Here is a 22178-nt window from a genome sequence, read left to right as displayed (position 1 = left end):
CCGACCCGATGATCGGGGAGGAAGAGGTGCTGAGCTCATTGCGTGAGATCGCCGGCCGGCACGACCCGGTGCCACCCGCCGTCCTGGCCGCCGCGCGGGCGAGTCTCGCGTGGCGCAACCCTGACGCGGCCCTCGCCGAGTTGGTCCGCGACTCCCTCGACCGGCTGATCGCCGTCCGCGGTGGCACGCCGCGGGTGCTGACGTTCCTCGGCGGCGCGCTGACCATCGACGTGCAGGTGACCTCGCACGCGGGCGCCGTCGACGTGGTCGGCGAGCTCGCGCCGGTCGTCGCGGCGCGGGTGGTGGTCGAGTCGCCGGGCGGGTCGCACGAGACGTCGGCCGACGCCGAGGGGCGCTTCCGGGTCGAGGGCATCGCGGCGGGGCCGGTGCGGCTGCGCTGCGAACCCGAGGTCGAGGGGGCATTCGTGCCGGTCCGCACAGAATGGGTGCAATTGTAGAGATCGCCGCAAAGCTCCTGGTCGGAAGCGGTACCGTGCGAGAAAGGTGCCGCGACGTTGCGAGGAGCCGGCCGAGAGCGGCATCATCTTCGACTCGCCGATCGAGGAGGGGCTGTTCTCGCGGGTCACCAGCTTCTCCGACCCGGACGGCAACACCTTCGTGCTCCACCAGCTCTACCAGCCCCGCCCACGCCCGGTAAGCTTCGCGCCGGCGAGGTCGTAGCGCAGAGGTCGTCGCGCCGGCGCAGCAGGCTGGAGGACGTCGGTTCGATTCCGACCGGCCTCGTCGCTGGGCTCACCCTGCTCGCACGCCCTTCGGGCGGGCTCGCCTGGGGCTCCTCGGATTCCCCGCGCTCGCTTCGCTCGCTCCCCGGTGGGGGCTTCGCCACCCACACCCCCGCGTCGGTGGTTGCGGCCCGGTCCGCGTCAACACGCTCGCGGTCGCTCGGGCTCAGCGTGCTCGTGCGGGGCGTGCCGCTAAGCTGCCGTCTCGGCGGGCCGTAGCGCAGAGGTCGTCGCGCCCGGACTCATAATTCGGGAGGACGCCGGTTCGATTCCGGCCGGGCCGCCCCTCTTTCGCCGGCTGGTTACCATACTGCGGTGCCGCTGGACCCCGCCGACGTCGAGGCGTGCCTTCGCGTGCTCGCCGCCGTCGGCGACGCCGACCCCGCGGACGAGCGGGCGCGCGCGGTGCGGGAGGCCGTCGACCAGGCGTACAAATCCCGGAAGAAACGGCAGCGAAGCGCCCGGCGCGCGGCGGCCGGCGAGCACGACCGCCGGCTGCTGACCGCGCCTTCCCCCGATGATCCCGATCTGGTACGGCCGAGACGCTGCTACGTCTGCAAGTCCCCGTATCGCACGGTTCCCCAGGACTACCCGCAGATGTGCGCGGAGTGCGCGGCCGGCAACGGCGCCCGGCGTACCGCCCGCTGCGACCTCACGGGGCGCCGCGCGCTGGTCACCGGCGGCCGGATCAAGATCGGCTTCGAGACGGCGCTGAAGCTGCTGCGCGACGGCGCCGAGGTCGTCGTCACCACCCGGTTCCCGCGCGACGCGGCGCGCCGCTTCGGGCTCGTCCCCGACGCCGGGCAGTGGCTGCCCCGCCTGCACATCCACGGCGTGGACTTCCTCGACCTGCCCGGCGTCGTCGGCCTCGTCGACGCCGTCGCGAAACGCTGGGACCACCTCGACATCCTGGTCAACAACGCCGCGCAGACGATCCAGCGTCCGCCGTCGTACTACCGCGAGCTCGCCGCCGCCGAGGGCCGCCCGGCCCTGCCGTCGTCCGCGGCCGAGCTGTTCTTCCCGGCCGGCGCCCTCGACGAGACCGGCGAGCCGCTCGACCTGCGCCCCGTCAACAGCTGGATGCTCAAGCTGCACGAGGTGACCCCGCGCGAGTGGATGGAGGTGCAGGTCATCAACGCCTTCGTACCGTTCCTGCTGATCGCGCGCCTGCGGCCGCTGCTGCGCGCCTCGCCGTTCCCGGACCGGTACGTGGTGAACGTCTCGGCGATGGAGGGCAGCTTCAGCCGCGAGAACAAGACCGCCAACCACCCGCACACCAACATGGCCAAGGCCGGGCTGAACATGCTCACGCGGACCATCGCGGGCGAGTATGCGGCCGAGGGCATCCACGTGACCAGCGTCGACACCGGCTGGGTCACCGACGAGCGGCCGCAGCCTGCGCGGGAGGCGTTGCACGGCAAGGGTTTCCGGGTGCCGCTGGACGTCGTCGACGGCGCCGCGCGGGTCTACGACCCGATCGTGCGCGGCGTGCACGGCGACCGGGTGCACGGCGTGTTCCTCAAGGATTACCGGGTGGTGCAGTGGTAGAGATCGCGTGTCCGGTGCTGGCGGCTCCTGCGGTACCGCAGGCGGATCTGACGCTCCTCGAGCCGCTCCTGTCGCGGCTGGCCGACCCCGCCGACGTCGGCGGCACCGAGCGGTTCCCGCTGGGCACGCTCCAGCCCGACGGGCGGCTGGACCTGTGCAAGCAGGGGCTCGGCGCCGACGGCGTGACCCGGGTGCTGGACCGCGTGGTCGGCTCACCACACGCGGTACACCTGCTGCTCGGAACCAACGGCCTCGGCGCGCCCGGCGCGGCGGCCCTGGCGGCGTCGCTGGCCCCCGGCCACGGCGTCCAGACGCTGTACCTCGGCTGCAACGCGATCGACGCCGGCGGCGCGGAGCCGCTGTTCGAGCGCCTCGCCGGCGACTCGACGGTGACCGCGCTGTGGCTCAAGCGCAACCCCCTCGGCGACGCCGGGATCGCGTCGCTGGCGGCGATGCTGCGCAGCAACTCGTCGATCTCGACCCTCGACCTCGTCAACACCGGGCTGACCGAGGCGGGCCTGGCGCAGCTGGTCGACGCGCTCGCGGCCCGGTCGCGGCCGGTGACCCGCGTCTTCCTCGGCGGCAACGGCCTCGGACCGTCCGCCGCGCCCCTGCTCGGCCGGCTGCTGTCGGAGTGCGGGGTGACGGGCCTCTTCCTCGCCGCGAACCGGCTCGGCGACGACGGCGCCGCCCGGCTGCTGTCGGAGCTTTCATCCGGCAGTACCACACTGGGCCTGGGCGGCAACGGCCTGACCGACGCCGGGCCGGTCGCCGCGCGCCTGCCGCTGCTGGACAGCCTGGACCTCAGCCGGCCGCAGTCGCTGCGCGTGCTCGGCGCCGTCGACAACACGATCGGCGACCCCGGCGCGGCGGTGCTCGCCGAGGCGCTGCCCGGCAGCCCGCTGCGCCGCCTCGATCTGCGGCACACCGGCGTGCGCGGCCGCGGCGCCAAGCTCCTGCTCGCCGCCGTCCAGAGCGGCCGCACCGCGCTGCGCCGGCTCGCGCTCGGCCCCGACGTACCGCGCCGCGTCAAGCGCGCGATCGCCGAGCTGCTGCCCGGCGGCGAGCCCCCGCTGGCGAGCGAGATCGTAAGCGTGTACCGGTGAGCGGCACCCTCGTCCCCCGCGCCGAGCTCGGCGCCTGGTGCCGCATCCGCCGCTACGCCGTGCCGCGCCCGATGATCGAGGCGGCCACCGCCGCCCGCCTGGCCGGCGACTGGCGCGCCGCCTGCGCCGCCGCCGGGATCGCGGTGGCCGCGGGCAAGCGCGAGCTCGCGCCGTTCGCCGACGAGCTGCGCCAGCTCGTACCCGACCTGCTGCGCTGGCACATGCCCCGCTCCCCCGGGCGCGGCGAGACGACCATCGACCCCCGGACGCTGATCACGCTGGCCCGGCGCGGACCCGCGGCCCTCGCCGTCGCGACCCCGCGCGTGGGTTTCGGCACGCAGCGGCTGGCCCTGCACGTCGTCACGGACGTCGACGAGGAGCGCTACCACATCGAGGTTGATTGGACGGACTCGCGGCATCTCTGGCACGCTTGGCACGCGGGCGAATTGGTCGCGCGCACGTGCGGCCCCAACGCCCTCACCGTCCTCGCCCGGCAGGACGCCGGCCGCCCCACCGAGGCATGGGCGGCGGCCGGCGTCGAGGTGCCCGAGCCGCCGAGCGGCCGCAAGGGCGAGTGGCGGACCGCGAGGCTCCGCCGGGACTTCGCCGCACTCGACGCCGACCCGTCGTGCCTGCTGGCCGCCGCGCGGGCGACCGGCCTCCCGACGGTATCGATCGCCGTCTCGGCCTATCACGACCTGCGCCTGCACGACCTCGACACCGACCGCCCGCGCGCCGAGTGGGTGGAATCGAGCAACTGGCGGCGCCCCGACACGCCGGACCGGGTCCGGATCGAGCCACTGCGACGGCCGGTCGACCTGCACCTGGTACGCCTCGGGCTCCTCTCCCCCGCCGACCTGCACCCACTGATCGGCCCCCTGCTGGCCCCGTTCGCCGGCGGCTCGTTGCCACCCGGCGCCGCGCGGCCGTTTGACGGCGGCCCGCAGCCGACCGGCGGCGCCGCGGAGTTGGTCATTCCCGACATTTCCGAAATATCGAATTCAGGGCGCTCGCGTGACGGCGTCGTGCGGGTGCGATGCGGCGGCGAGTGGCACGAGGTCGGCTGGGACGGCGGGCAGCTGCGCATCCCGCACGGCGAGGACGAGCGCCGCCGCGAGGAGACCCTGCGCGCGCTCGGCGGCGACCTGCAGGGATGCTTCGCCGCGGCGCACGGCTGGCGGGACCGCTCGGTACGGCTGCCCCGCCGGCTCGAACAGCAGCGGCGCGACCTGCTGCTTCGCGCCCAGCACGGCGACCTCGACGGAGTGGTCGCGCTGCTCGACGCGGGCGTCGACCCGCACGCGCGGGACCCACACGGGCGGACCCTGCTGCACCTGCTGCCGTGCCTCGACCACCTCGGCGAGCCGGCCATCGCGCTGCTCGGACGGCTGCTCGCGGCGGGGCTGGACGTGGACGACCGCGACAACCGCGGCCGGACGCCGCTGCACGCCGCGGTGCACGGGGACGGCTCGCCCGCCCTGGTACGCGCGCTGCTCGACGCCGGGGCCCGCGCCGACGGTGAGGACTTCGTCGGGGACAGCATCGCCGACGCGTTCGAGCGGCACCGGCAGGACGACCTCCCCTTCCTCGCCGAACTGCTGCTGTAAACACCCCCGCTCACCTGGAAGTCCTTTGTGGAGAGCCGGTTTTGTCGTACCCCCTCGCTACTCTCGGCGGCATGACGGAGGCATCGACCTTGCTGGCGGCGGCGGACGAACTGCTGGCGGCGACGCGCGCGACCCGGGTGGAGCGGCGGGACAACGTCCAACTGGAGGCCCTGGCGCTGGCGGTGTCGGCCAACCTGCCGGTGCTGCTGTGGGGCGAGCCCGGCATCGGCAAGTCGGCCGCGCTGCAGCAGCTCGCCGACCGGCTCGAGGTGCCGATGGAGACCGTCATCGCGAGCATCCACGAGCCGTCGGACTTCGCCGGCCTGCCGGTCGTCGGCGACGACCCGGCGACCCAGGGCGTGCCGATGGCCCCGCCGGACTGGGCGGTCCGGCTCACCCGCCGCGGCGTCGGCCTGGTCTTCTTCGACGAGCTGTCCTCCGCGCCGCCGGCCGTGCAGGCCGCGCTGCTGCGCGTGGTGCTCGAGCGGCGGGTCGGCAGCCTGGAGCTCCCGCCCGGGATCCGGGTGGTCGCCGCGGCCAACCCGCCCGCCAGTGCTGCCGACGGCTGGCACCTGAGCCCGCCTTTGGCCAACCGGTTCGTGCACCTGCACTGGACGCACGACCCCGCAGTCGTCGCCCGCGGCCTGGCCGGCACCTGGCCGACCGCCGACATCCCGCGCATCGACCCGCGCCGGGCCGGCTCCGCGCTGGCCCGCGCCCGCGGCACGCTGTCGGGCTTCCTCACCGCCCGCCCCGGCCTCACCCACCACCTGCCGGCCGACGCCGAGGCCCGCGGCGGCGCCTGGCCGTCCCCGCGCACCTGGGAGATGGCCCTGCGCCTGCTCACCTTCGCCCTGGCCAGCGACGCCTCGCGGGAGGCCCTGTCGACCGCGCTCATCGGCGCCATCGGCGACGGCGCCGGCCTCGAGCTCATCAACTACCTCGACGAGCTCGACCTGCCCGACCCAAACCGGGTCCTGGCCAACCCGGACGCGTTCGCCCTGCCCGACCGCGGCGACCGCCAGCTGGCGTTCCTCACCGCGGTCGTCTCCGCGGTCCAGTCCGACACCACCCGCCCCCGCTGGGAGGCCGCGTGGACGGTGCTGGCCAAGGCCGTCGACGCGGGCGTACCGGACGTGGCCGCCCGCGCCGCCACCGACCTGGCCACGATGCGCGAGCGGTCGTGGCCGGTCCCGCCGACGATCGACGCATTCGTCGACATCCTCCGCCTGTCGGGCGCGCTGCGATGACCACCGCTGCGTCCCCGCCTGGCGGCTCCCCGCCCACGGCCGCGTCCCCGCCCGGCGCCTCGCCCACGGCCGCCCCCTCGCCCGGCGACTCCGTGCCAGGTTTGCCGGCCGCGGCGGCGATGTCGGGCGACGCGGCGGACGAGGAGTCCGTGCTCGGCGTCGACCCGGCGAAGCTTGAGCGGCGGCCCGCGGCGGGGAGTGTGCTCGACCGGACCAGGCTGCTCGCGGCGCGGTATCGGGCGGCGACGCAGCGGCCCTACCTGGCCTCGGCGCTCTACTCGCTGTCCGTCGTGCCGGCCTGGCACCTCGCGACGATGGGCGTCGACCGGCACTGGCGGCTCTACGTCAACCCGGACTTCGTCGCGGCCCACTCCGTGGAGGAGCTGGCCGGGGTGTGGATCCACGAGGTGGCGCACCTGCTGCGCGACCACCACGGGCGGGCAGACCGGCTGGTGCACGCCGACCGGGAGGACCATCACCGGGTCAACCTCGCGCAGGACTGCGAGATCAACGACGACCTGGTCGAGGACGGGCTGGCGCTGCCGGTCGACCGGGTGGAGCCCAAGACGTTCGGGCTGGCGACGGGGCGGCTGTTCGAGGAGTACTTGGCGGGCATCCCGCGCTCGCCCGTGGTATACGTCCAGTGCGGCTCGGGCGCGCACAACGGGCCGGTGGCAGGCGAGCTCGGCACCGACGGGGCGCCCGCCGTGCGCGCGGTCGAAGCGGACGCGATCCGGCGGCAGACCGCGGACGCGATCCGCGCGCACGTGCGCTCGCGCGGCACCGTTCCAGCGGGCTGGCGGCGGTGGGCCGACGAGATCGCCGAGCCGGTGATCGACTGGCGGCGGCTGCTGACCGGGGCGCTGCGGCAGGCAGTGGTGTGGGCCAGCGGCGCGGTCGACTACACGTACGCGCGCCCCGGCCGTCGCAGCGGCGCCCTCCCGGGCGTGGTGCTGCCCAGCCTGCGCCGCCCGCTCCCGCGCGTGGCGATCGTGATCGACACGTCGGGCTCGATGAGCGCCGACGACCTGGGCGCCGCGCTCGGCGAGGTGACCGGCGTGCTGCGCGCGGTCGGCATCCGCGGCAACCGTGTGACGGTGCTGGCGTGCGACGCCGACGTGCACGCCGTGACACGCGTGACGAAGGCCGACCAGGTCCAGCTCGGCGGTGGCGGCGGCACCGACATGCGGGTCGGCATCGAACGCGCCCGCGCGGCCCCGGACCCACCGAACATCATCGTCGTCCTGACCGACGGCGCGACCCCCTGGCCCGCCGAACCGACCGGCTGCCGCCTGATCGCCGGCCTGGTCGGCGAGCGTCCGCCGACGCCACCGTCGTGGATCGAGGCCATCCACATCACCGACCACCCGACCCGCGCGTCCCCGCGCCCCTGACCTCGACTCCGCCCCCGCTCACCGATCGGCGAGGTCGGGCGGCCGGCGGAAAGGCGCGGCAGCCTCCGCACGGACGGCGACGCGAGGACAGAAGGCCGCCCAGCGCGGAAGCACACGGCCTGGCCGCCGCCGCAAGGCCGCCGCCAAGCCGCCGCGAGGCCGCCGCAGAGCGAAAGGCCGGGGCGGCCACGGCCATCGCTCGGGCGGGCGCACGCGGTCCAGGACGCCAGCCCGCGAACCGGCGACCGGATGAGCAGGCCGCGGTGCTCGGCGAGGGGCGGGTGCTGTTCATCGAGGATGCGCGCCGGTGTCTGGCCCTGGGCGCGCGCCGGCTGTGACCGAGCCACCTCGCCGGCCTGGCGATCCGGCTGGACCGCCAGGCCGGCTGGGCGGTCAGGTCGCTGAACAGGTCACCGCGGCGGGAACGGTGTTCGCGCCGGTCCAGCTGCTGAGGAACCCGAAGCTCGTGCTGCCGCCCGTGGCGATCGTCCCGTTGTAGGCGACGTTCTTGGCCGTGACCACGGCACCGGCCTGCGTCACCGTGGCATTCCAGTATTGGGTGACCTTCTGCCCGTTGGCGAAGGTCCAGGTGACCGTCCAGCCGTTGGTCGGTGCCCGGCCGGTGTTGCGCACCGTGACGTCGCCCTGGAAGCCGTCGGACCACTGGCTCGTGATCTGGTACGTCGCCGTGCAGGACGCACCCGCCGACGCGGACGGCGACACCGAGGGCGAACGCGACGCGGACGGCGAGACCGACACCGACGGTGACGCCGACGGCGAGCGCGATACCGAGGGCGACACCGTGACCGAGGGCGACGGCGACGCGCCGGGGCCGCCGATGACCACGGTCGTGATCGAGTTGGCCGCGTAGCTGCCGGTCATGGTGGCCAGCGGCGGGCAGGTGGCGCAGACCGGTGCGGGCACGACCTGCCGGCCCGGCAGCGCGACGATCTTCGAGGTGTCCGCCGCGCCGAACTGGTAGAGCTTGGCGGTCAGGCCCGCCGGGAGCTTGGGGGTGAAGTTCACCTGGCTGCTCAGCTCCTGGCCGGTCTTGTTGATGATGACGAGGGTGACCGTGCCGTCCGCGCGGGTGGACGCGTACACCGAAAGCTTGTCCTGATCGGTGCTGGTCGCCTTGACGCTGGTGTCGCCGAACTGCGAGCCGAGGCCGTCGAAGTTGCGGAACATCCGGAACGCGTACGCGCCGGGCTGGCCGGCCGTCGGCGGATCCCACAGCGTCGCCAGGTCGAGCCCCTCGCGGCCGAAGATGCCGAGGACGTCGGCCTGCGCCAGAGCGCCGTTGATGTCGCCCAGCGCGCCCCAGTTGTACTCGGTGATCGCCGTCTTCGTACCCGGGTAGTTGGCCGCAACGAGGCTCTTCATCCGCGGGATGATCTGGGTGGCCTGGTTGATCCAGCTCTCGTCGACGTACGTCGGATCCCACAGGTTGCGGGTGGAGCGCAGCCGCAACGCGTTGGTCGTCGGGTCGGTCGCGTTCGACAGCGTGACGTTCGACGCCTGCGGGTACCAGTGGTTGTCGTAGTAGTCGAGGATCCGGACGCCGCGCGAGCGCTCGTACGCCTGCATCTGCCCGAGGTACCAGGCACCGAAGTCGACGCTGCCGTGCGCGGTGTAGTCGGGCGGGCTGGACCAGCAGTTCGGCGGCGGCGTGGGCAGGCCGCACGCCTGCTGGTCGTAGCCCGATCGGGTGATGGAACTCCATCCCCACCCGGCCGGACCGAGGGTCTGCGCGCCCGGGTCGGCCGCCTTCACCGCCCCGGCGATCGCGTACGTCTGGTCGCGCATCTCGTCGTAGGTGGCGCCGGTCGGGTGCACGTCCCGGTGCGTGCTGAACCAGATGTCCGGTTCGTTGTCGAGGTTGTAGTACTTCACGCCGCCCTTGGCGGCCGTACCGTACGTCGTGGTGAGGTGGTTCAACCACGCCTTCACGTAGTCCGCGCCGGCCGGCGAGCTGGTGTCCCGCGGGTCGTTGCCGGTGATCTTCGTGCCGTCGGGCCTGATGCCGTTGCCGCAGTCCGGGCGCCATTGGTCGGTGGCCTGCTGCGCGCCGTACTTCGCGACGCTGAACCCGCACGAAGCGTCTCGCGCCTTGGGCACCCAGCCGATCAGCGGCACGGTCAGGATCGAGCCGCTGCCGGTCCTGCGATCCTGATCGACGAACTTGTCGGTCTCCGAGCCGTTCGGCAGCTTGGCCGGGTCCGCATTGCCGGCCACGTTCTCGAAGTACCAGTCGGAGCCCCGGTTGGTCTCGTCGAGGGCGTAGTTGTAGCGGGTCGTGGCGTTGCCACCCCAGCGGCGTACCGGAAGCTTCAACTCCTTGGCCAGCGCTTCGTCGGCGAAGTTCATGCCGTAGATGTCAGCGCTGATCGGATGGTTGCCGGCCGTCAGGTCGACGCTGAGCGTCGGTCCGGTGACCGCGTCCGCGTGGGCGGGGAGCGTGGTCAATCCCAAGATCCCGGCACCGAGCAGCGGAAGGCCCGCCGACAGTGCCAGCGTGAAGACTCGTCGCATCGCTCACCTCTCGGACTGTCCGGCCGGCCGTACGGCGGGCGGTGAGCACGCTAGATTTGCGCCACGGACCAGTCAACGAAGGCGCCGAGGCCCGGCCGCCGCGGGACGGGCCTCGGCGGGCCGCCGAGCTGCGCCTCTTACGAAAAGTAACGGATGTCGCGGGCCACGACGCCGACCAGAGACATCAACAATCATCGAAACTTTCACGGGTCGCGGCCGACTCACCTAGACCCCGAACATGATGCGCGCGGCCACGCCGTCGAGGACGGCCTGCAGGCCGCGCTCGAACTGCGCGGCCACGCCGGCCTCGTCGACGGGCGGGCCGGCCACCTCGGCGTCGCGCGGGTCGCGGCCACCGAGCAGCGCGGCGGTGTGCGGGAAGCGGCCGGTGTGCAGCTGCCGCATGCCGTAGGCGACGATCGCCTCGACCTCGGCCGGGTCGGTCTCGCCGCGGCCTCGGGCGTCGGCGGCGCGCAGCGCGCTGCCGAAGACGTACGCGTCGACGATCGCAAGCAGGTCGAGCTTGGCGGCGTTGTCGAGCCCGGTGCCGGCCAGCGCGGCAAGGCTCTGCTCGAAGTGCAGCATCGCGTTGGGGCCGATGGCGGGCCCCTGCCCCACCGTGATCGCCCACGGGTGACGGGTGAGCACGGTCCAGGTTCGCCGGGCGATCTCCGCGGTCGCCTCGCGCCAGCCGGCCGGCAGCTCGTCCGCGGGGACCACGGCCTCGGCCATGAGCGCGTCGTCCATGAGGGCGAACAGCTCGTCCTTGGTCTCCACGTAGTTGTAGAGGGTCATCGTCCCGGCGCCGAGCCGCGCGGCGACGTTGCGCATCGAGACCGCCGCGATGCCCTCGGCGTCGGCGATCTCGAGCGCGGCGGCGGCGATGCGCTCGCGGCTGAAGCGGGGCGCCCGGGCGCTGGGCTCCGGGCGCGCCCAGATCGGGGGTCGGGGCGCGTCCGTCGGCATGCCCGTAGTCTGACGCACCCGGCGGCTCAGCGGTGGTAGCGGTGCGCGATGAACCCGGGCGAGGGCGGCTCGGGCCGGTCGGGCGGCACCGCGGCGGTGTGCGCGCCGAAGCCGCGGCCCAGCGAGCGCACCTGCTGCTCCATGACCGGGACACTGCGCCGGGCCTGCGACTCGATGACCTTCTCCGACAGGCGGCTGTTGAGGAAGGTGCGCAGCCAGTACACGAACATCACGCCGCGTGGCACGAACACCTTGCGGCGGCGGCGCTCCAGCGCGTCGGCGAACGCGGCCGCGCACCGCTCGACCGAGGTGGTGGAGCCCAGCGGGGGCGGGAGCCGGCGCAGCGAGTCCTTGAAGGCGGGCAGGTCGTCCTGGGCGTCGCGGACGAGGTCGGTGTCGATCCACGAGGGGTGCGCGGTGCCGACCGCGACGCCGTGGTGGGCGACCTCGAGGCGCAGGGCGTTGCCGAAGTGCTCGACGCCGGCCTTCGACGCGCAGTACGGCGCCATCCCGGGCAGCGCGGCGAACGAGGCCGCCGAGGAGACGATGAGCAGATACCCGCGCGCGGCGATGAGGTGCGGCAGGCACGCCGCGGCCGTGCGCATGACGCCGATCAGGTTCACCTCGACGGTACGCACGAGGGCCTCGACGTCGCCGGTGGCCACCGTGCCGCGGCTGGCCACGCCAGCGTTGGCCACGACGGCGTCGATGCGCCCGTACGCGCCGAGCACCCCCTCGACGGCGGCCGCCATACTGGCCTGGTCGGTCACGTCGGCGGCGAACCAGACCGCGTCGAGCTCTGCGGCCAGCGCCTCGAGCCGCTCCGGTTCGAGGCCGACCAGCGCGAGCCGGGCGCCGCGGGCGGCGGCCTCACGGGCGGTGTGTTCGCCGATACCGCGCGCGGCGCCGGTCACGAGCACCACCTGGCCGGACAAGGTGCGCTTCACACGGGCCCTCCCATCGGCGGTACCGTTCAGTACCAGGCAAACTAACACCTGGAGACATTGTCGCGAAAGGGCGAGGCAACCGCATGACGAGCACCAGGACCGCCGAGGAGCTGCGGCTGGACCTCACGGGCGGGCTGGCGCAGGCGATCGCCGGGAAAGGCTACGCGGCCACGACGATCGCGGACATCGTCATGCACGCCCGGGTGTCGAAGCGCACGTTCTACGAGCACTTCGCGGACAAGGAGGCCTGCCTGATGGCCCTGTACGAGCAGGGCTGCGAGCAGCTGCTGTCCGTCGTGCGCGGCGCCGCGGGCGAGGGCGGCCGGCCGTGGAAGGAAATGATCAACGACTGGGTGACCGCGTACCTCACCGCGCTGGAGAGCATGCCCGCGGTGACCCGCACGCTGCTGGTGGAGATCCAGGCGGCCGGCCCGAAGGCGTTCCGGCTGCGCCAGCAGATGCAGCGGCGCTTCGCCGACGCGCTGGTCGAGGTGGTGGAGGAGGCCCGCGCCGCCGACCCGGCCATCCCGCGGCTGTCGCCGCTGCTGGCGATCGCGCTGGTGGGCGGCGTCCACGAGATGATGCTGCAGGTGTCCGACCCGTACACCGGCGCCGGCCCGTCGTTCACGTCGCTGACGCCAGCCGTGGACGAGCTCGTGTACGCGATCCTCACCAATCCCTGGGCCGTGTCGGGTGGCATGACCGGTCCGGAGCGAAGCGGAGGCCGCACGCCGCGGATGGAATGACCGGATGGAATGATCGGACGTACGGACGGGTTGCAGGACTAAACAGAGGAAGGGACTCGTTGCGGTGCTGAACCCCAGCGAACTTTACGAGCTCACTGACGACCTGCCGGCGGTCGACCGGCCGGTGCTCGTGCACGCGCTGACGGGCTTCGTCGACGCCGGCAACGCCAGCCGCCTCGCCCGGGAGCACCTGCTCACCGTGGGCTCGCCGCGCACGATCGCCACGTTCGACCTCGACCAGCTCTACGACTACCGCAGCCGGCGCCCGGCGATGCTGTTCGTCGAGGATCACTGGGAGCACTACGAGCAGCCCCAGCTGCTGCTGCGGGTGCTGCGCGACGCGACCGGCACCGAGTTCCTGCTGCTCGACGGCCCCGAGCCCGACCTGCAGTGGGAGCGGTTCACCGCGGCGGTGCTGGAGCTCATCGAGCGCTTCGACGTGCGCGCCACCGTCGGGCTCACCGCGATCCCGATGGCCGTACCGCACACCCGCCCGACCGGCGTGACCGCGCACGGCACCAGCCGCGACCTGATCGCGGGCTTCGAGCCGTGGCTGCAGCGGGTCCAGGTGCCAGGCAGCGTCGGCAACCTGCTCGAGTTCCGCATCGGCCAGCAGGACCGCGACGCGTTCGGCTTCGCGGTACACGTGCCGCACTACGTCGCGCAGGCGGAGTTTCCGGCGGCGGCCGAGAAGCTGCTGGCGTGCCTGGCCGCCGCGACCGGCCTGCGGGTGCCGATGGACGAGCTGCACACCGCGGCCGACTCGGTGCGCTCGGAGATCGACGTGCAGATCGCCCAGGCCGACGAGGCCGCCTCGCTGGTGCGGGCGCTGGAGGAGCAGTACGACGCCTACACCCGGGGCCGCGCCGGCAACAACAACCTGCTGGCCGAGTCGCCGGCGCCGCTGCCGACCGCGGACGAGATCGGCGCCGAGCTGGAGCGCTTCCTCGCTGAGCACACCCGCGGGGACGAGCCTCCCCTGGGCGGGTGAGCCGGCCGGCCTACCAGGGTGTGCCGGTGAGCCGCTCGTAGACCTCCACGTAGCGGGCCCGGGTCCGGGCGACCACGTCGTCCGGGATCTCGGGCCCGGGCGCGGTCTTGTCCCAGCCGCTGCGCAGCGACCAGTCGCGCACGCTCTGCTTGTCGAAGGAGAACTGGGTCCGGCCCGGCTCCCACCGGTCCAGCGGCCAGAAGCGCGACGAGTCCGGGGTGAGCACCTCGTCGGCGAGCACCACCGTGCCGTCGGGGGCCCGGCCGAACTCGAGCTTCGTGTCGGCGACCACGATCCCGCGCTCGGCGGCGAGGGCCGCGCCACGGTTGTACACCCGCAGGGTGAGGTCGCGAAGCTCGTCCGCGAGGTCCTTGCCGATCTGCTCGCGCACCTCGTCGAGCGTGACGAACTCGTCGTGCTCGCCGACCGGTGCCTTGGTCGTCGGGGTGAAGATCGGCTCGGGCAGGCGCGAGCCCTCCACGAGCCCGGCGGGCAGCGGCACCCCCGAGACCTCACCGCGGGAGTTGTACTCCGAGAGGCCCAGACCGGCGAGGTATCCGCGCGCGATGCACTCGACCGGCAGCATCGCGAGCCGGCGGCACCGGATGGCCCGGCCGGCGAACTCCGTGGGCACGTCCGCCGCCGAGATCACGTGGTTGGGCACGATGTCGGCGAGCTGCTCGAACCACCACAGCGACAGCCGGGTGAGCACGGCGCCCTTGTCCGGGATCGGCGTCGGCAGCACCACGTCGTAGACGGAGATGCGGTCCGAGGCCACCAGGATCAGGTCGTCGCCGTCGGCGTAGACGTCACGGACCTTGCCGGAGTGCAGGAGTTCCACGCCGGTCAGCCTATCGGCTCGGCCTCGGCCAACGGCGATCCGGGCGGCGGCGGTCCATCACGCCGGGCGGTAGTAGCGAACCGCCAGGCCGCCGGCGACCAGGAAGCTCGCGGCCAGCACCGCCAGGTGCAGCGGGCGGGGCACATCGCCGACCCAGGCGGCCTGGATCGCCTGTCGGAAGGCGCCGAGCGGGGTGAAGTCGCCGATGCGGCCCAGGACCGAAGGCATGTACTCCACGGGGACGTACAACCCGGCGAAGAACGCCGACGGGAACCACAGCGCCAAGGCGTACCCGGTCGCGGCCTTCGCGGTGCCCGCCACCGACGCCACCAGCAGCCCGATCGGGAACAGGCCGAGCAGGCCCAGCAGGAACGTCGGTACCACCAGCAGCAGGTCGGGCAGGCGCATGTCCAGCGCCGCCACGCCGATGGCCAGGGTCAGGACCATCGAGACCAGCACGACGCCGGCGTTCATGACGAGCTGGGCGCCGAGCAGGGCGGCGGGCTTCACCGGGGTGGTCGCGAAGCGGCGCAGGACGCCCTTCTCGCGGTAGGTGGCCAGCACCACCGGCAGCATGAAGAACGCCACCATCGCCATCGTCACCATGATGGACATCGACGGGATCAGGGTGTCGATGCTGCGGTGGCCGCCGAGGACCGGGTCGGGCTTGCGGGTGTTGCCGGGCAGGCCGAAGACGACCAGCAGCGCGACCGGCAGCAGCACGGTGAACATCGGCGGGGAGATCTCGCGGAGCATCAGCCGGGTCTCGATCAGGGTGAGGCGGGCCAGGGCGCGCATGTCAGGACTCCTTGCTGGTGAGGGCGACGAAGGCGGACTCGAGGTCGGCCTGGACGATGTTCAGGGAGAGCGGCACCACCGAGCGGGCGGCGAGCGCCGAGGACACCTCGTGGGCGAGGTTGCCGCTGCCGGTGACGGTGAAGAGCCCGTCCTCGACGCCGACCGAGCCCACCCCCGGTACCGTGGCGAGATCCTCGGCGGCGAGCGGCGCCGAGGGACGGAAGGTCACGGTCACGCCGGACGACACCCGCCGGATCAGCCCGGCCGGCGTGTCCAGCGCGACGGTGCGGCCCCGGTCGACGACCGCGATCCGGTCGCACAGCCGCTCGGCCTCGTCCATGAAGTGCGTGACGAGCAGGACGGTCACGCCCCGGTCGCGGATGTCGGAGATGAGCTGCCAGGTGTCCCGGCGGGCCTGCGGGTCCAGCCCGGTGGTCAGCTCGTCGAGCACCGCGACCTCCGGCGAGCCGACCAGCGACAGCGCGATCGACAGGCGCTGCTTCTGGCCGCCGGAGAGCCTCTTGTACTGCTGCTTCGTGTGCTCCGCCAGCCCCAGCTGCTCGAGCAGCCGAGCCGGCGAGCCGGGGTTGTCGTAGAAGGACGCGAAGAGCTCCAGGGCCTCGCCGACCCGGATGCGGTCCGGCAGCTGCGACTCCTGCAGCTGCACGCCGAGGCGCTGGCGCACCGCGGGGTCGCGCGGGTCCAGGCCGAGCACCCGCACGCTGCCCCCGTCGGCCACGCGCAGGCCCTCGACACACTCGACCGTGGTGGTCTTGCCGGCGCCGTTGCGCCCGATGATGCCGAAGATCTCGCCGCGCTGCACCGAGAAGGACACGTCCTGCACGGCCACGCGGTCGCCGTACCGCTTGTGCAACTGCTGAACGTCGATGACTGTCATGCCGAGAACTCTCGCGATTTCCACGGCCCGGCAGAATGACGCTGGACGCCGAGCTGGGGTGGGGATAGCTACACCCCTCTCCGGTAGCCAGGACCGATGTCTGCGGCGGCGCGGGAACGGAGGCTGATCGCATGACCTACGTGAGGGCGCTGGCCCGCAGCGCGCAGCTGCTCGGCCTGGCCTTGCTCGTCTTCGCCGAGTTCCTCGGCTCGGTGCTGCTGCTCGCGGTCGGCGTGATCACCGGCCTGCGGATCGCCCGGGCGACCACCAACCGCCGGCGGGTGCAGTTCGGCGCCTGGCTCGGCCGCGAGATCGCCGAGCCCTACCAGCCGCCCCCGCCACCGATCGAGCCGGACGAGGAGGGGCTCTACCGGCACGACGCGACCCTGTACCGCGGCCCGTGGTTCCCGAACTACATGCGCCGGCTGGATTGGATGGTCAACGACCCGGCGACGCACCGCGACCTGATCTGGCTGATGTGGTTCCCGCTCGTCGTGCTGCTCGTCGTGCCGATCGGGCTGCCGGTCGCACCGTGGACCGTGCGCGGGGTCGCCGCGTGGAGCGCCTGCCTGCTGCGCCCGACCACGCGGGTGAAGCGCCCACGGCGCACCGACCGCGTCCTGCTCGACTGGGCCCGCTGCGGCCTGCTGTTCCTCAGCGCGGTGCTGCAGGTGGCGCTGCTCGCGGTCACCCTCGCCTGCTTCACGGTCGGCTTCGGCCTGGGCATCATCTTCGTGATCCCGGTCGGGCTCACGCACTTCCGCTGGCTGGTCAATCTCCGCCGGCAGTACGTCGGGTGGGCCGGCGAGCCCGTCGAGCGCCCGTACACCCCGCGGCTGCGCCCCGAACTGCGCGCGGACGGGCTCTACCGGGTGCACAGGTCGCTGTACAAGACCGAGGGCATGGCGGAGTTCAACGCGCGCTGGCAGTGGGTCTGGCACGACCCGGCCACCTGGCGGGACCTCGTGTGGCTGGGCGCCGACGCGGTCGTCACCGGGGTGCTGGCCGGCATCCCGGCGCTGGCCGGCGTGTACGGCGCCTTCGGCCTGGCGCTGCCGTGGGTGCAGACGGAGGCGACCGGCGCCGAGTGGGGCACCTGGTACGGCGCCGTCGCCGGCAACCGCACGGCCGGGCTCGTCGCCGGCGTGCTGCTGGTGGCCGGGGCGCTCGCGGTGGCGCGGCCGGTGCTGCGCCTGGTGTCGCGCTGGACCCCGCTGCTGCTGCGGCCGACGGCCAAGGAGCGGCTGCGGCGGCGGGTGGAGCGGCTCACCCAGACCCGCGCGGACGCCGTCGACGCCCAGGCCGCCGAGGTCCGCCGCATCGAGCGCGACCTGCACGACGGCGCCCAGGCGCGGCTCATCTCGGTCGGCCTGACCCTCGGCGCCATCGAGCGGCTCATGGACACCGACCCGGACGCCGCCCGCCGCCTCGTGGCCCAGGCGCGGGAGACCTCGCAGACCGCGCTGACCGAGCTTCGCGACCTCGTCCGGGGCATTCACCCGCCGGTACTGTCGGAGCGCGGCCTGCCCGACGCGGTGCGCGCCCTCGCGCTGGACACCGCGGCCGAGGTCACCGTCACCGGCCGCCTCACGGGGCGGCTCGCCGCGCCGGTGGAGTCGGCGGCGTACTTCGCGGTCAGCGAGCTGCTGGCCAACGCCGTCCGGCACGGCCACGCCGAGCACGTCACGGTCGACATCCGCCACCACGAGGGCCTGCTGCGCATCAGCGTCACCGACGACGGCGAGGGCGGCGCCGACCCGTCGCGGGGCACGGGGCTGCGCGGGATCGAGCGGCGGTTGGGTACCTTCGACGGAACGTTCGCCATCAACAGCCCCGATGGCGGGCCGACCGTCGCGACGCTGGAGCTGCCTTGCGCGTTGTCCTCGCCGAAGACCTCTACCTCCTGAGGGACGGCCTGGTCCTGCTGCTGCAGAGCCACGGCTTCGAGATCGTGGCGGCCGTCGACACCGGCCCGGCCCTGCTCGAGGCCCTGCTCGCGCACCGCCCCGACGTGGCCGTCGTCGACGTGCGGCTGCCGCCGAGCTTCACCGACGAGGGCCTGCAGGCCGCGCTGGCCGCCCGCCGCGAGGTCCCGGGCCTGCCGGTACTCGTGCTCTCGCAGCACGTCGAGCAGCTGTACGCCCGGGAGCTCCTCGCCGACGGCACGGGCGCGGTAGGTTATCTCCTCAAGGATCGGGTGTTCAACGCGGAGCAGTTCATCGACGCGGTGCGCCGCGTCGCCTCCGGCGGCACCGTCATGGATCCTTCGGTGATCGCGAAGCTGGTCTCCCGCCCGACCCCGCAGTCGGGCACCCTGACGCCGCGCGAGCGCGAGGTGCTGACGCTGATGGCGGAGGGCCGCTCGAACGCCGCGATCGCGAAGCAGCTGTTCCTGAGCGAGAGCGCGGTGGGCAAACACATCGCGAGCATCTTCGGCAAACTGAACCTGCCGGTCTCGGACGACGACAACCGCCGCGTCCTGGCCGTGCTGGCTCATCTCCAGGGGCAGTAGCAGTCCCTAGGCCCCCTGGTCCCGGCGTGAGCGACCCCCCGTTGCCGTCGGCGGTGACGGTGAGTTTCGGTCGTGTCCGGGTAATCTGGATCCAGAAAGTGCCTTCCGTACCGGTGTGATGAGACCTTCGACAAGCCTCATTCTCCCAGTTCAGAAGGCACCTTCGCGTTCATGTCCATCTCGTGGATCACCGATCCTGAAACACCCGGGCTGAGCCTCCTCAACCAGCGATTGACGGTGGGGGCGCGAGCCACATGGCCCTCGCCCCCACCGCCGGCTGGGTCAGCTCGTCATTTCGCGAGCCGGAGGTTGGTGATGGGGAACCCCCAATACGGTGCATCCCATACCTGCTGCAGGCCCAGGTTCCACTGGCCGCCGTAGATCCGGTGTTCACGCATCGCCCCGCCACCGACGTCGGTGACCACGGCGATGTCTGTGTTGCCGTCGTTGTTGTAGTCGCCCGTGGTGAACCGCGAGTTGGTGATGGGGAAGCTCCACGACGGGAGGTCGATCGCGCGGAATGGCGTGCCGAGACTGTTGCCCTGCCACACCCAGACGCCGATGTGGCCATTGCCGTAGTCGAGGAATCCGACGATGTCACTGCCGGAGCTGTAACCGAAGTGGCCAGCGACGAACCGCAGACTGGTGATCGGCATCCCCCAGTTCGGCGCGTCCCACACCTGCTGCAGGCCCAGGTTCCACTGCCCGCCGTAGATTACGTGCTCCCGCAGGTGACCGCCGCCCATGTCGGTGACCACGGCGATGTCCGTGTTGCCGTCGTTGTTGTAGTCGCCCGTGGTGAACCGCGAGTTGGTGATGGGGAAGCTCCACGACGGGAGGTCGATCGCGCGGAATGGCGTGCCGAGACTGTTGCCCTGCCACACCCAGACGCCGAGGTGGCCATTGCCGTAGTCGAGGAATCCGACGATGTCACTGCCGGAGCTGTAACCGAAGTGGCCAGCGACGAACCGCAGACTGGTGATCGGCATCCCCCAGTTCGGCGCGTCCCACACCTGCTGCAGGCCCAGGTTCCACTGCCCGCCGTAGATTACGTGCTCCCGCAGGTGACCGCCGCCCATGTCGGTGACCACGGCGATGTCCGTGTTGCCGTCGTTGTTGTAGTCGCCCGTGGTGAACCGCGAGCTGGTGATGGGGAAGCTCCACGACGGGAGGTCGATCGCGCGGAATGGCGTGCCGAGACTGTTGCCCTGCCACACCCAGACGCCGATGTGGCCATTGCCGTAGTCGAGGAATCCGACGATGTCACTGCCGGAGCTGTAACCGAAGTGGCCAGCGACGAACCGCAGACTGGTGATCGGCATCCCCCAGTTCGGCGCGTCCCACACCTGCTGCATCGCCGTCTGCCCGCCGTACTGCACAAACAAGCGCAAACCGCCGTTGCCCATGTCGTTGAAGACCGCGATGTCTTCCTTACCGTCGCCATTGAAGTCGGCCTTTACCGACGGGGCGCTCGTTGGATCGTCGTCTACCTGCTTTGCGCTACCGTCGTCGATGATGTTGATGTATCGACGGGCTATGTATTCGGAGTTCGGATGCCCGTCGAACTCCGCCGCGGAGATCGAGATGTTGGTCTTGAGCTTGACCGGCGTCGAGCCGAACGAGTAGTAGTCGAAGGCGGCGTGCGAGCTGTCGGTCCATCGCTTGAACAGGATCACGTGGTGTTGCTCGTCGTTGAGGATGTCACCGGGCTGCAGGTCGGAGCGGCTGATCACGTTTGAGATGTTGGCCATGTTGTATGTCGTGTTGTCCGTGCTGGTGTGCCAGGCCATGTCGACGTAGCCGGAGCAGTCACGGCGGTAGTTCCGCGAGCCGGTCGGGTCGGGTGAGTATCCGCTTCCGTCGGTTGTGTAAGGGCCGGGCTGATGGTCTAGCCAGTATTGTGCGCGTTCCATGACTTCCGAGCGGGTGATCTTGCCGCCGACGGTCGAGGTGAAGGAGGCCTGCGCCGGCGCGGCGAGCGCGGTGAGACCGGTAACCGCCATCACACTGCCGAGGAGACCGACAAGAATTCGCCGGAGATGCGAGGTTTGCATTGTTGGCTGACCTTTCATGAGGGGTGGAAGGTGACCGCGGTGATCACCTACGGTGGGATTGCGGGCTGCAGCCGATCAGCCGCAGGCGGAGAGCTTCGGGGCGACATCGTCGGGCACGAAGCCCTCGCAGAAGAGTCCGACCTGCAGACCATCCGGCCCGGCGCGGGCGCTGATGTGTTCCAAGCCGTCGCCCGGCGTCGCTTCCGCCCTGATCGCCTTGACCAGCAGGTTCGGTTCGAGGACCGGGAACGCGGCTCGGGCGGTCCGCTCGATTGCGACGGTGACCAGGTACATCACGTCACCCCCAGATCGCGCCGTCGGGCTGCGCGGGCGGGGTGGTCGACGGGGACGGAGCAGGGTCGGACGGGGTCACCGTGACGCCGTCAGCCCGCGTCGGCCCAGGTCCGGAGGCCGCCGCCGTCTGCAGCGCGAAAAACGCGGCCACGGCCAGGAGAATGGCTCCGATGATGCCGATCCGGCGGACTGAAAAAGACATGGCTTCGCCCCTGTTCGATAGCGTTGGTTGATGTCACCGCAGTTCTTGCGATATTCCCCGGTGGCGTTTTCCCCTCCGGTGAGGACTACTTTTCCGGAACCGGAAGCGGACGGGAAGGCTTTGCGCTTGTCCCCTTCCGGCCTGACCGGAACCGTCCACGCGGGAACCCCGGATCGGCGAAACACCAGACGGCGACGAGGGCCGGAACACGTCCGGCTCGCATGGTGATCGGCCCCTTGCTCCGCGCTTACCCCGCTGGGAGGATCACATCGATCGATCCGCGGGGGATCGCAGCACGGGGGAAGTACATGCTTGAGTTCTTCGGTCTGGACACGACCGCAGAAGGTGTCTACCGCCTCATGTTGACCAAGCCCGCCTGGGGCGTGGCCGAACTGGCCGAAGAGCTGGCCGTCGAGCAGGACGAGATACGTTCCGCGCTCGACGAACTCTTCGAGCTCTCCCTGCTGCGCCAGTCCGTCGAGCAGGACGGCCACTTCCGCGCCGTCACCCCCAGCGTCGGACTCCAGTCGCTGCTCGCCAGGCAGCAGGCGGAGCTCGACCAGCGCACCCAGCGCATCGCCGCGGGTCAGGCCGCCATGGCAGCCATAGTGGCCGAATACGCGGACCGGCAGTCGCCGCCGGATCCGGCCGAGACCGACCAGGTGCTCGGCATGGACGCCATCCTGCAGCAGATCGAGGAGCTGTCCGGCTCGGCCCGCGTCGAACTGCTGAGCATCATGCCCGGCGTA

The 22178-nt window shown here is 72.2% G+C and carries 21 protein-coding genes, 2 tRNA genes and 2 pseudogenes; 15 read left to right on the top strand and 10 right to left on the bottom strand.

Annotation, left to right across the window (positions count from 1 at the left end; translation table 11 throughout):
- The first annotated feature begins 8 nt into the window (after positions 1–8).
- The 9 genes from ACGFI8_RS30420 to ACGFI8_RS30380 all read left to right on the top strand — a co-directional run bounded on the left by ACGFI8_RS30420 (position 9) and on the right by ACGFI8_RS30380 (position 7648).
- On the top strand, positions 9–458 hold the full coding sequence (locus ACGFI8_RS30420) for a hypothetical protein (protein ID WP_392810137.1): 450 nt from the start codon (positions 9–11) through the stop codon (positions 456–458).
- A gap of 46 nt (positions 459–504) precedes the next feature.
- A complete protein-coding gene (locus ACGFI8_RS30415) occupies positions 505–681 on the top strand; it encodes a VOC family protein (protein WP_392810135.1) in 177 nt (58 codons plus the stop codon).
- A tRNA-Ala gene (locus ACGFI8_RS30410) sits at positions 672–744 on the top strand. The genes ACGFI8_RS30415 and ACGFI8_RS30410 overlap by 10 nt, the downstream gene beginning before the upstream one ends.
- 207 nt (positions 745–951) lie before the next feature.
- Positions 952–1028: transfer RNA gene (locus tag ACGFI8_RS30405), tRNA-Met, on the top strand.
- A 30-nt stretch (positions 1029–1058) separates the two neighbouring features.
- On the top strand, positions 1059–2291 hold the full coding sequence (locus tag ACGFI8_RS30400) for an SDR family NAD(P)-dependent oxidoreductase (RefSeq protein WP_392810133.1): 1233 nt from the start codon (positions 1059–1061) through the stop codon (positions 2289–2291).
- Entirely contained in the window at positions 2285–3397 is a 1113-nt protein-coding gene (locus ACGFI8_RS30395) for a gala protein (RefSeq protein ID WP_392810131.1), read from the top strand. Before ACGFI8_RS30400 ends, ACGFI8_RS30395 begins: the two co-directional genes overlap by 7 nt.
- Entirely contained in the window at positions 3394–5004 is a 1611-nt protein-coding gene (locus ACGFI8_RS30390) for an ankyrin repeat domain-containing protein (RefSeq protein WP_392810130.1), read from the top strand. The genes ACGFI8_RS30395 and ACGFI8_RS30390 overlap by 4 nt, the downstream gene beginning before the upstream one ends.
- A gap of 71 nt (positions 5005–5075) precedes the next feature.
- Positions 5076–6254: an AAA family ATPase gene (locus ACGFI8_RS30385; protein WP_392810129.1), complete on the top strand. Its 1179-nt coding sequence runs from the start codon at positions 5076–5078 to the stop codon at positions 6252–6254.
- On the top strand, positions 6251–7648 hold the full coding sequence (locus tag ACGFI8_RS30380; RefSeq protein ID WP_392810127.1) for a VWA-like domain-containing protein: 1398 nt from the start codon (positions 6251–6253) through the stop codon (positions 7646–7648). The genes ACGFI8_RS30385 and ACGFI8_RS30380 overlap by 4 nt, the downstream gene beginning before the upstream one ends.
- Positions 7649–8041: 393 nt before the next feature.
- Here ACGFI8_RS30380 and ACGFI8_RS30375 read toward each other — a convergent pair whose 3' ends face one another.
- The gene (locus tag ACGFI8_RS30375) at positions 8042–8371 is read right to left on the bottom strand and encodes a cellulose binding domain-containing protein (protein WP_392810335.1); all 330 of its coding nucleotides are present in this window, start codon (positions 8369–8371) and stop codon (positions 8042–8044) included.
- Between ACGFI8_RS30375 and ACGFI8_RS30370 the strand changes: the two genes are divergently transcribed.
- A complete protein-coding gene (locus tag ACGFI8_RS30370; RefSeq protein WP_392810334.1) occupies positions 8271–8519 on the top strand; it encodes a hypothetical protein in 249 nt (82 codons plus the stop codon). The genes ACGFI8_RS30375 and ACGFI8_RS30370 overlap by 101 nt on opposite strands.
- 656 nt (positions 8520–9175) lie before the next feature.
- Here ACGFI8_RS30370 and ACGFI8_RS30365 read toward each other — a convergent pair.
- The 3 genes and pseudogenes from ACGFI8_RS30365 to ACGFI8_RS30355 all read right to left on the bottom strand — a co-directional run.
- A pseudogene (locus ACGFI8_RS30365) lies at positions 9176–10015 on the bottom strand (glycoside hydrolase family 44 protein); the annotation flags it as partial.
- Positions 10016–10405: 390 nt separating this feature from the next.
- A complete protein-coding gene (locus tag ACGFI8_RS30360) occupies positions 10406–11146 on the bottom strand; it encodes a TetR/AcrR family transcriptional regulator C-terminal domain-containing protein (RefSeq protein WP_392810126.1) in 741 nt (246 codons plus the stop codon).
- Between the two features lie 26 nt (positions 11147–11172).
- Complete coding sequence (locus tag ACGFI8_RS30355; protein WP_392810124.1) at positions 11173–12093, bottom strand: SDR family oxidoreductase; 921 nt, start codon at positions 12091–12093, stop codon at positions 11173–11175.
- A gap of 83 nt (positions 12094–12176) precedes the next feature.
- On the opposite strand from ACGFI8_RS30355, the gene ACGFI8_RS30350 reads away from it, so the two are divergent.
- Entirely contained in the window at positions 12177–12839 is a 663-nt protein-coding gene (locus ACGFI8_RS30350) for a TetR/AcrR family transcriptional regulator (RefSeq protein WP_392810122.1), read from the top strand.
- 64 nt (positions 12840–12903) lie between these two features.
- On the top strand, positions 12904–13830 hold the full coding sequence (locus ACGFI8_RS30345; protein ID WP_392810118.1) for a proteasome assembly chaperone family protein: 927 nt from the start codon (positions 12904–12906) through the stop codon (positions 13828–13830).
- A gap of 10 nt (positions 13831–13840) precedes the next feature.
- On the opposite strand, the gene ACGFI8_RS30340 is transcribed toward ACGFI8_RS30345, so the two are convergent.
- Genes ACGFI8_RS30340 through ACGFI8_RS30330 form a run of 3 tightly spaced genes read right to left on the bottom strand, consistent with a single transcriptional unit; the run spans position 13841 to position 16367 of the window.
- Positions 13841–14671: a phosphoribosylaminoimidazolesuccinocarboxamide synthase gene (locus ACGFI8_RS30340; protein WP_392810117.1), complete on the bottom strand. Its 831-nt coding sequence runs from the start codon at positions 14669–14671 to the stop codon at positions 13841–13843.
- A gap of 57 nt (positions 14672–14728) precedes the next feature.
- Positions 14729–15469 carry an ABC transporter permease gene (locus ACGFI8_RS30335; RefSeq protein WP_392810115.1) on the bottom strand — a complete coding sequence of 247 codons (741 nt, stop codon included), beginning with the start codon at positions 15467–15469 and terminating at the stop codon, positions 14729–14731.
- Between the two features lies 1 nt (position 15470).
- The gene (locus tag ACGFI8_RS30330) at positions 15471–16367 is read right to left on the bottom strand and encodes an ABC transporter ATP-binding protein (protein WP_392810113.1); all 897 of its coding nucleotides are present in this window, start codon (positions 16365–16367) and stop codon (positions 15471–15473) included.
- A gap of 131 nt (positions 16368–16498) precedes the next feature.
- Here ACGFI8_RS30330 and ACGFI8_RS30325 point away from each other — a divergent pair, with 131 nt between their 5' ends.
- Both ACGFI8_RS30325 and ACGFI8_RS30320 read left to right on the top strand, forming a co-directional pair.
- Positions 16499–18274, top strand: coding sequence for a histidine kinase (locus ACGFI8_RS30325; RefSeq protein WP_392810111.1), 1776 nt, complete (start codon positions 16499–16501; stop codon positions 18272–18274).
- Positions 18238–18879: a LuxR C-terminal-related transcriptional regulator gene (locus tag ACGFI8_RS30320; RefSeq protein ID WP_392810110.1), complete on the top strand. Its 642-nt coding sequence runs from the start codon at positions 18238–18240 to the stop codon at positions 18877–18879. Before ACGFI8_RS30325 ends, ACGFI8_RS30320 begins: the two co-directional genes overlap by 37 nt.
- A 290-nt stretch (positions 18880–19169) precedes the next feature.
- Here ACGFI8_RS30320 and ACGFI8_RS30315 read toward each other — a convergent pair whose 3' ends face one another.
- From ACGFI8_RS30315 to ACGFI8_RS30305, 3 genes are read right to left on the bottom strand one after another with little or no spacing between them, the layout of a single operon-like run.
- A complete protein-coding gene (locus ACGFI8_RS30315; RefSeq protein ID WP_392810109.1) occupies positions 19170–20951 on the bottom strand; it encodes a hypothetical protein in 1782 nt (593 codons plus the stop codon).
- 57 nt (positions 20952–21008) lie between these two features.
- Positions 21009–21227, bottom strand: coding sequence for a hypothetical protein (locus ACGFI8_RS30310; RefSeq protein ID WP_392810108.1), 219 nt, complete (start codon positions 21225–21227; stop codon positions 21009–21011).
- A 4-nt stretch (positions 21228–21231) separates the two neighbouring features.
- A complete protein-coding gene (locus ACGFI8_RS30305) occupies positions 21232–21429 on the bottom strand; it encodes a hypothetical protein (RefSeq protein ID WP_392810107.1) in 198 nt (65 codons plus the stop codon).
- Positions 21430–21788: 359 nt separating this feature from the next.
- Here ACGFI8_RS30305 and ACGFI8_RS30300 point away from each other — a divergent pair.
- Positions 21789–22178 (top strand): annotated as a pseudogene (locus ACGFI8_RS30300) (LuxR family transcriptional regulator); the annotation flags it as partial.

The sequence above is a fragment of the Dactylosporangium sp. NPDC048998 genome, from assembly GCF_043197855.1.
GTDB lineage: Bacteria > Actinomycetota > Actinomycetes > Mycobacteriales > Micromonosporaceae > Dactylosporangium.
The sequence above is the reverse complement of the archived record's forward strand: the minus strand, read 5'-3'. Positions and strand labels throughout refer to the sequence as shown.

Bases quoted from the DNA above. Each gene is read 5' to 3' on its own strand.
- ACGFI8_RS30310 (WP_392810108.1), bottom strand. From the start codon at position 21,227: ATGTACCTGGTCACCGTCGCAATCGAGCGGACCGCCCGAGCCGCGTTC.
- ACGFI8_RS30420 (WP_392810137.1), top strand. From the start codon at position 9: ATGATCGGGGAGGAAGAGGTGCTGAGCTCATTGCGTGAGATCGCCGGC.
- ACGFI8_RS30325 (WP_392810111.1), top strand. From the start codon at position 16,499: ATGACCTACGTGAGGGCGCTGGCCCGCAGCGCGCAGCTGCTCGGCCTG.
- ACGFI8_RS30380 (WP_392810127.1), top strand. From the start codon at position 6,251: ATGACCACCGCTGCGTCCCCGCCTGGCGGCTCCCCGCCCACGGCCGCG.
- ACGFI8_RS30385 (WP_392810129.1), top strand. From the start codon at position 5,076: ATGACGGAGGCATCGACCTTGCTGGCGGCGGCGGACGAACTGCTGGCG.
- ACGFI8_RS30315 (WP_392810109.1), bottom strand. From the start codon at position 20,951: ATGAAAGGTCAGCCAACAATGCAAACCTCGCATCTCCGGCGAATTCTT.
- ACGFI8_RS30305 (WP_392810107.1), bottom strand. From the start codon at position 21,429: ATGTCTTTTTCAGTCCGCCGGATCGGCATCATCGGAGCCATTCTCCTG.
- ACGFI8_RS30350 (WP_392810122.1), top strand. From the start codon at position 12,177: ATGACGAGCACCAGGACCGCCGAGGAGCTGCGGCTGGACCTCACGGGC.
- ACGFI8_RS30330 (WP_392810113.1), bottom strand. From the start codon at position 16,367: ATGACAGTCATCGACGTTCAGCAGTTGCACAAGCGGTACGGCGACCGC.
- ACGFI8_RS30335 (WP_392810115.1), bottom strand. From the start codon at position 15,469: ATGCGCGCCCTGGCCCGCCTCACCCTGATCGAGACCCGGCTGATGCTC.
- ACGFI8_RS30360 (WP_392810126.1), bottom strand. From the start codon at position 11,146: ATGCCGACGGACGCGCCCCGACCCCCGATCTGGGCGCGCCCGGAGCCC.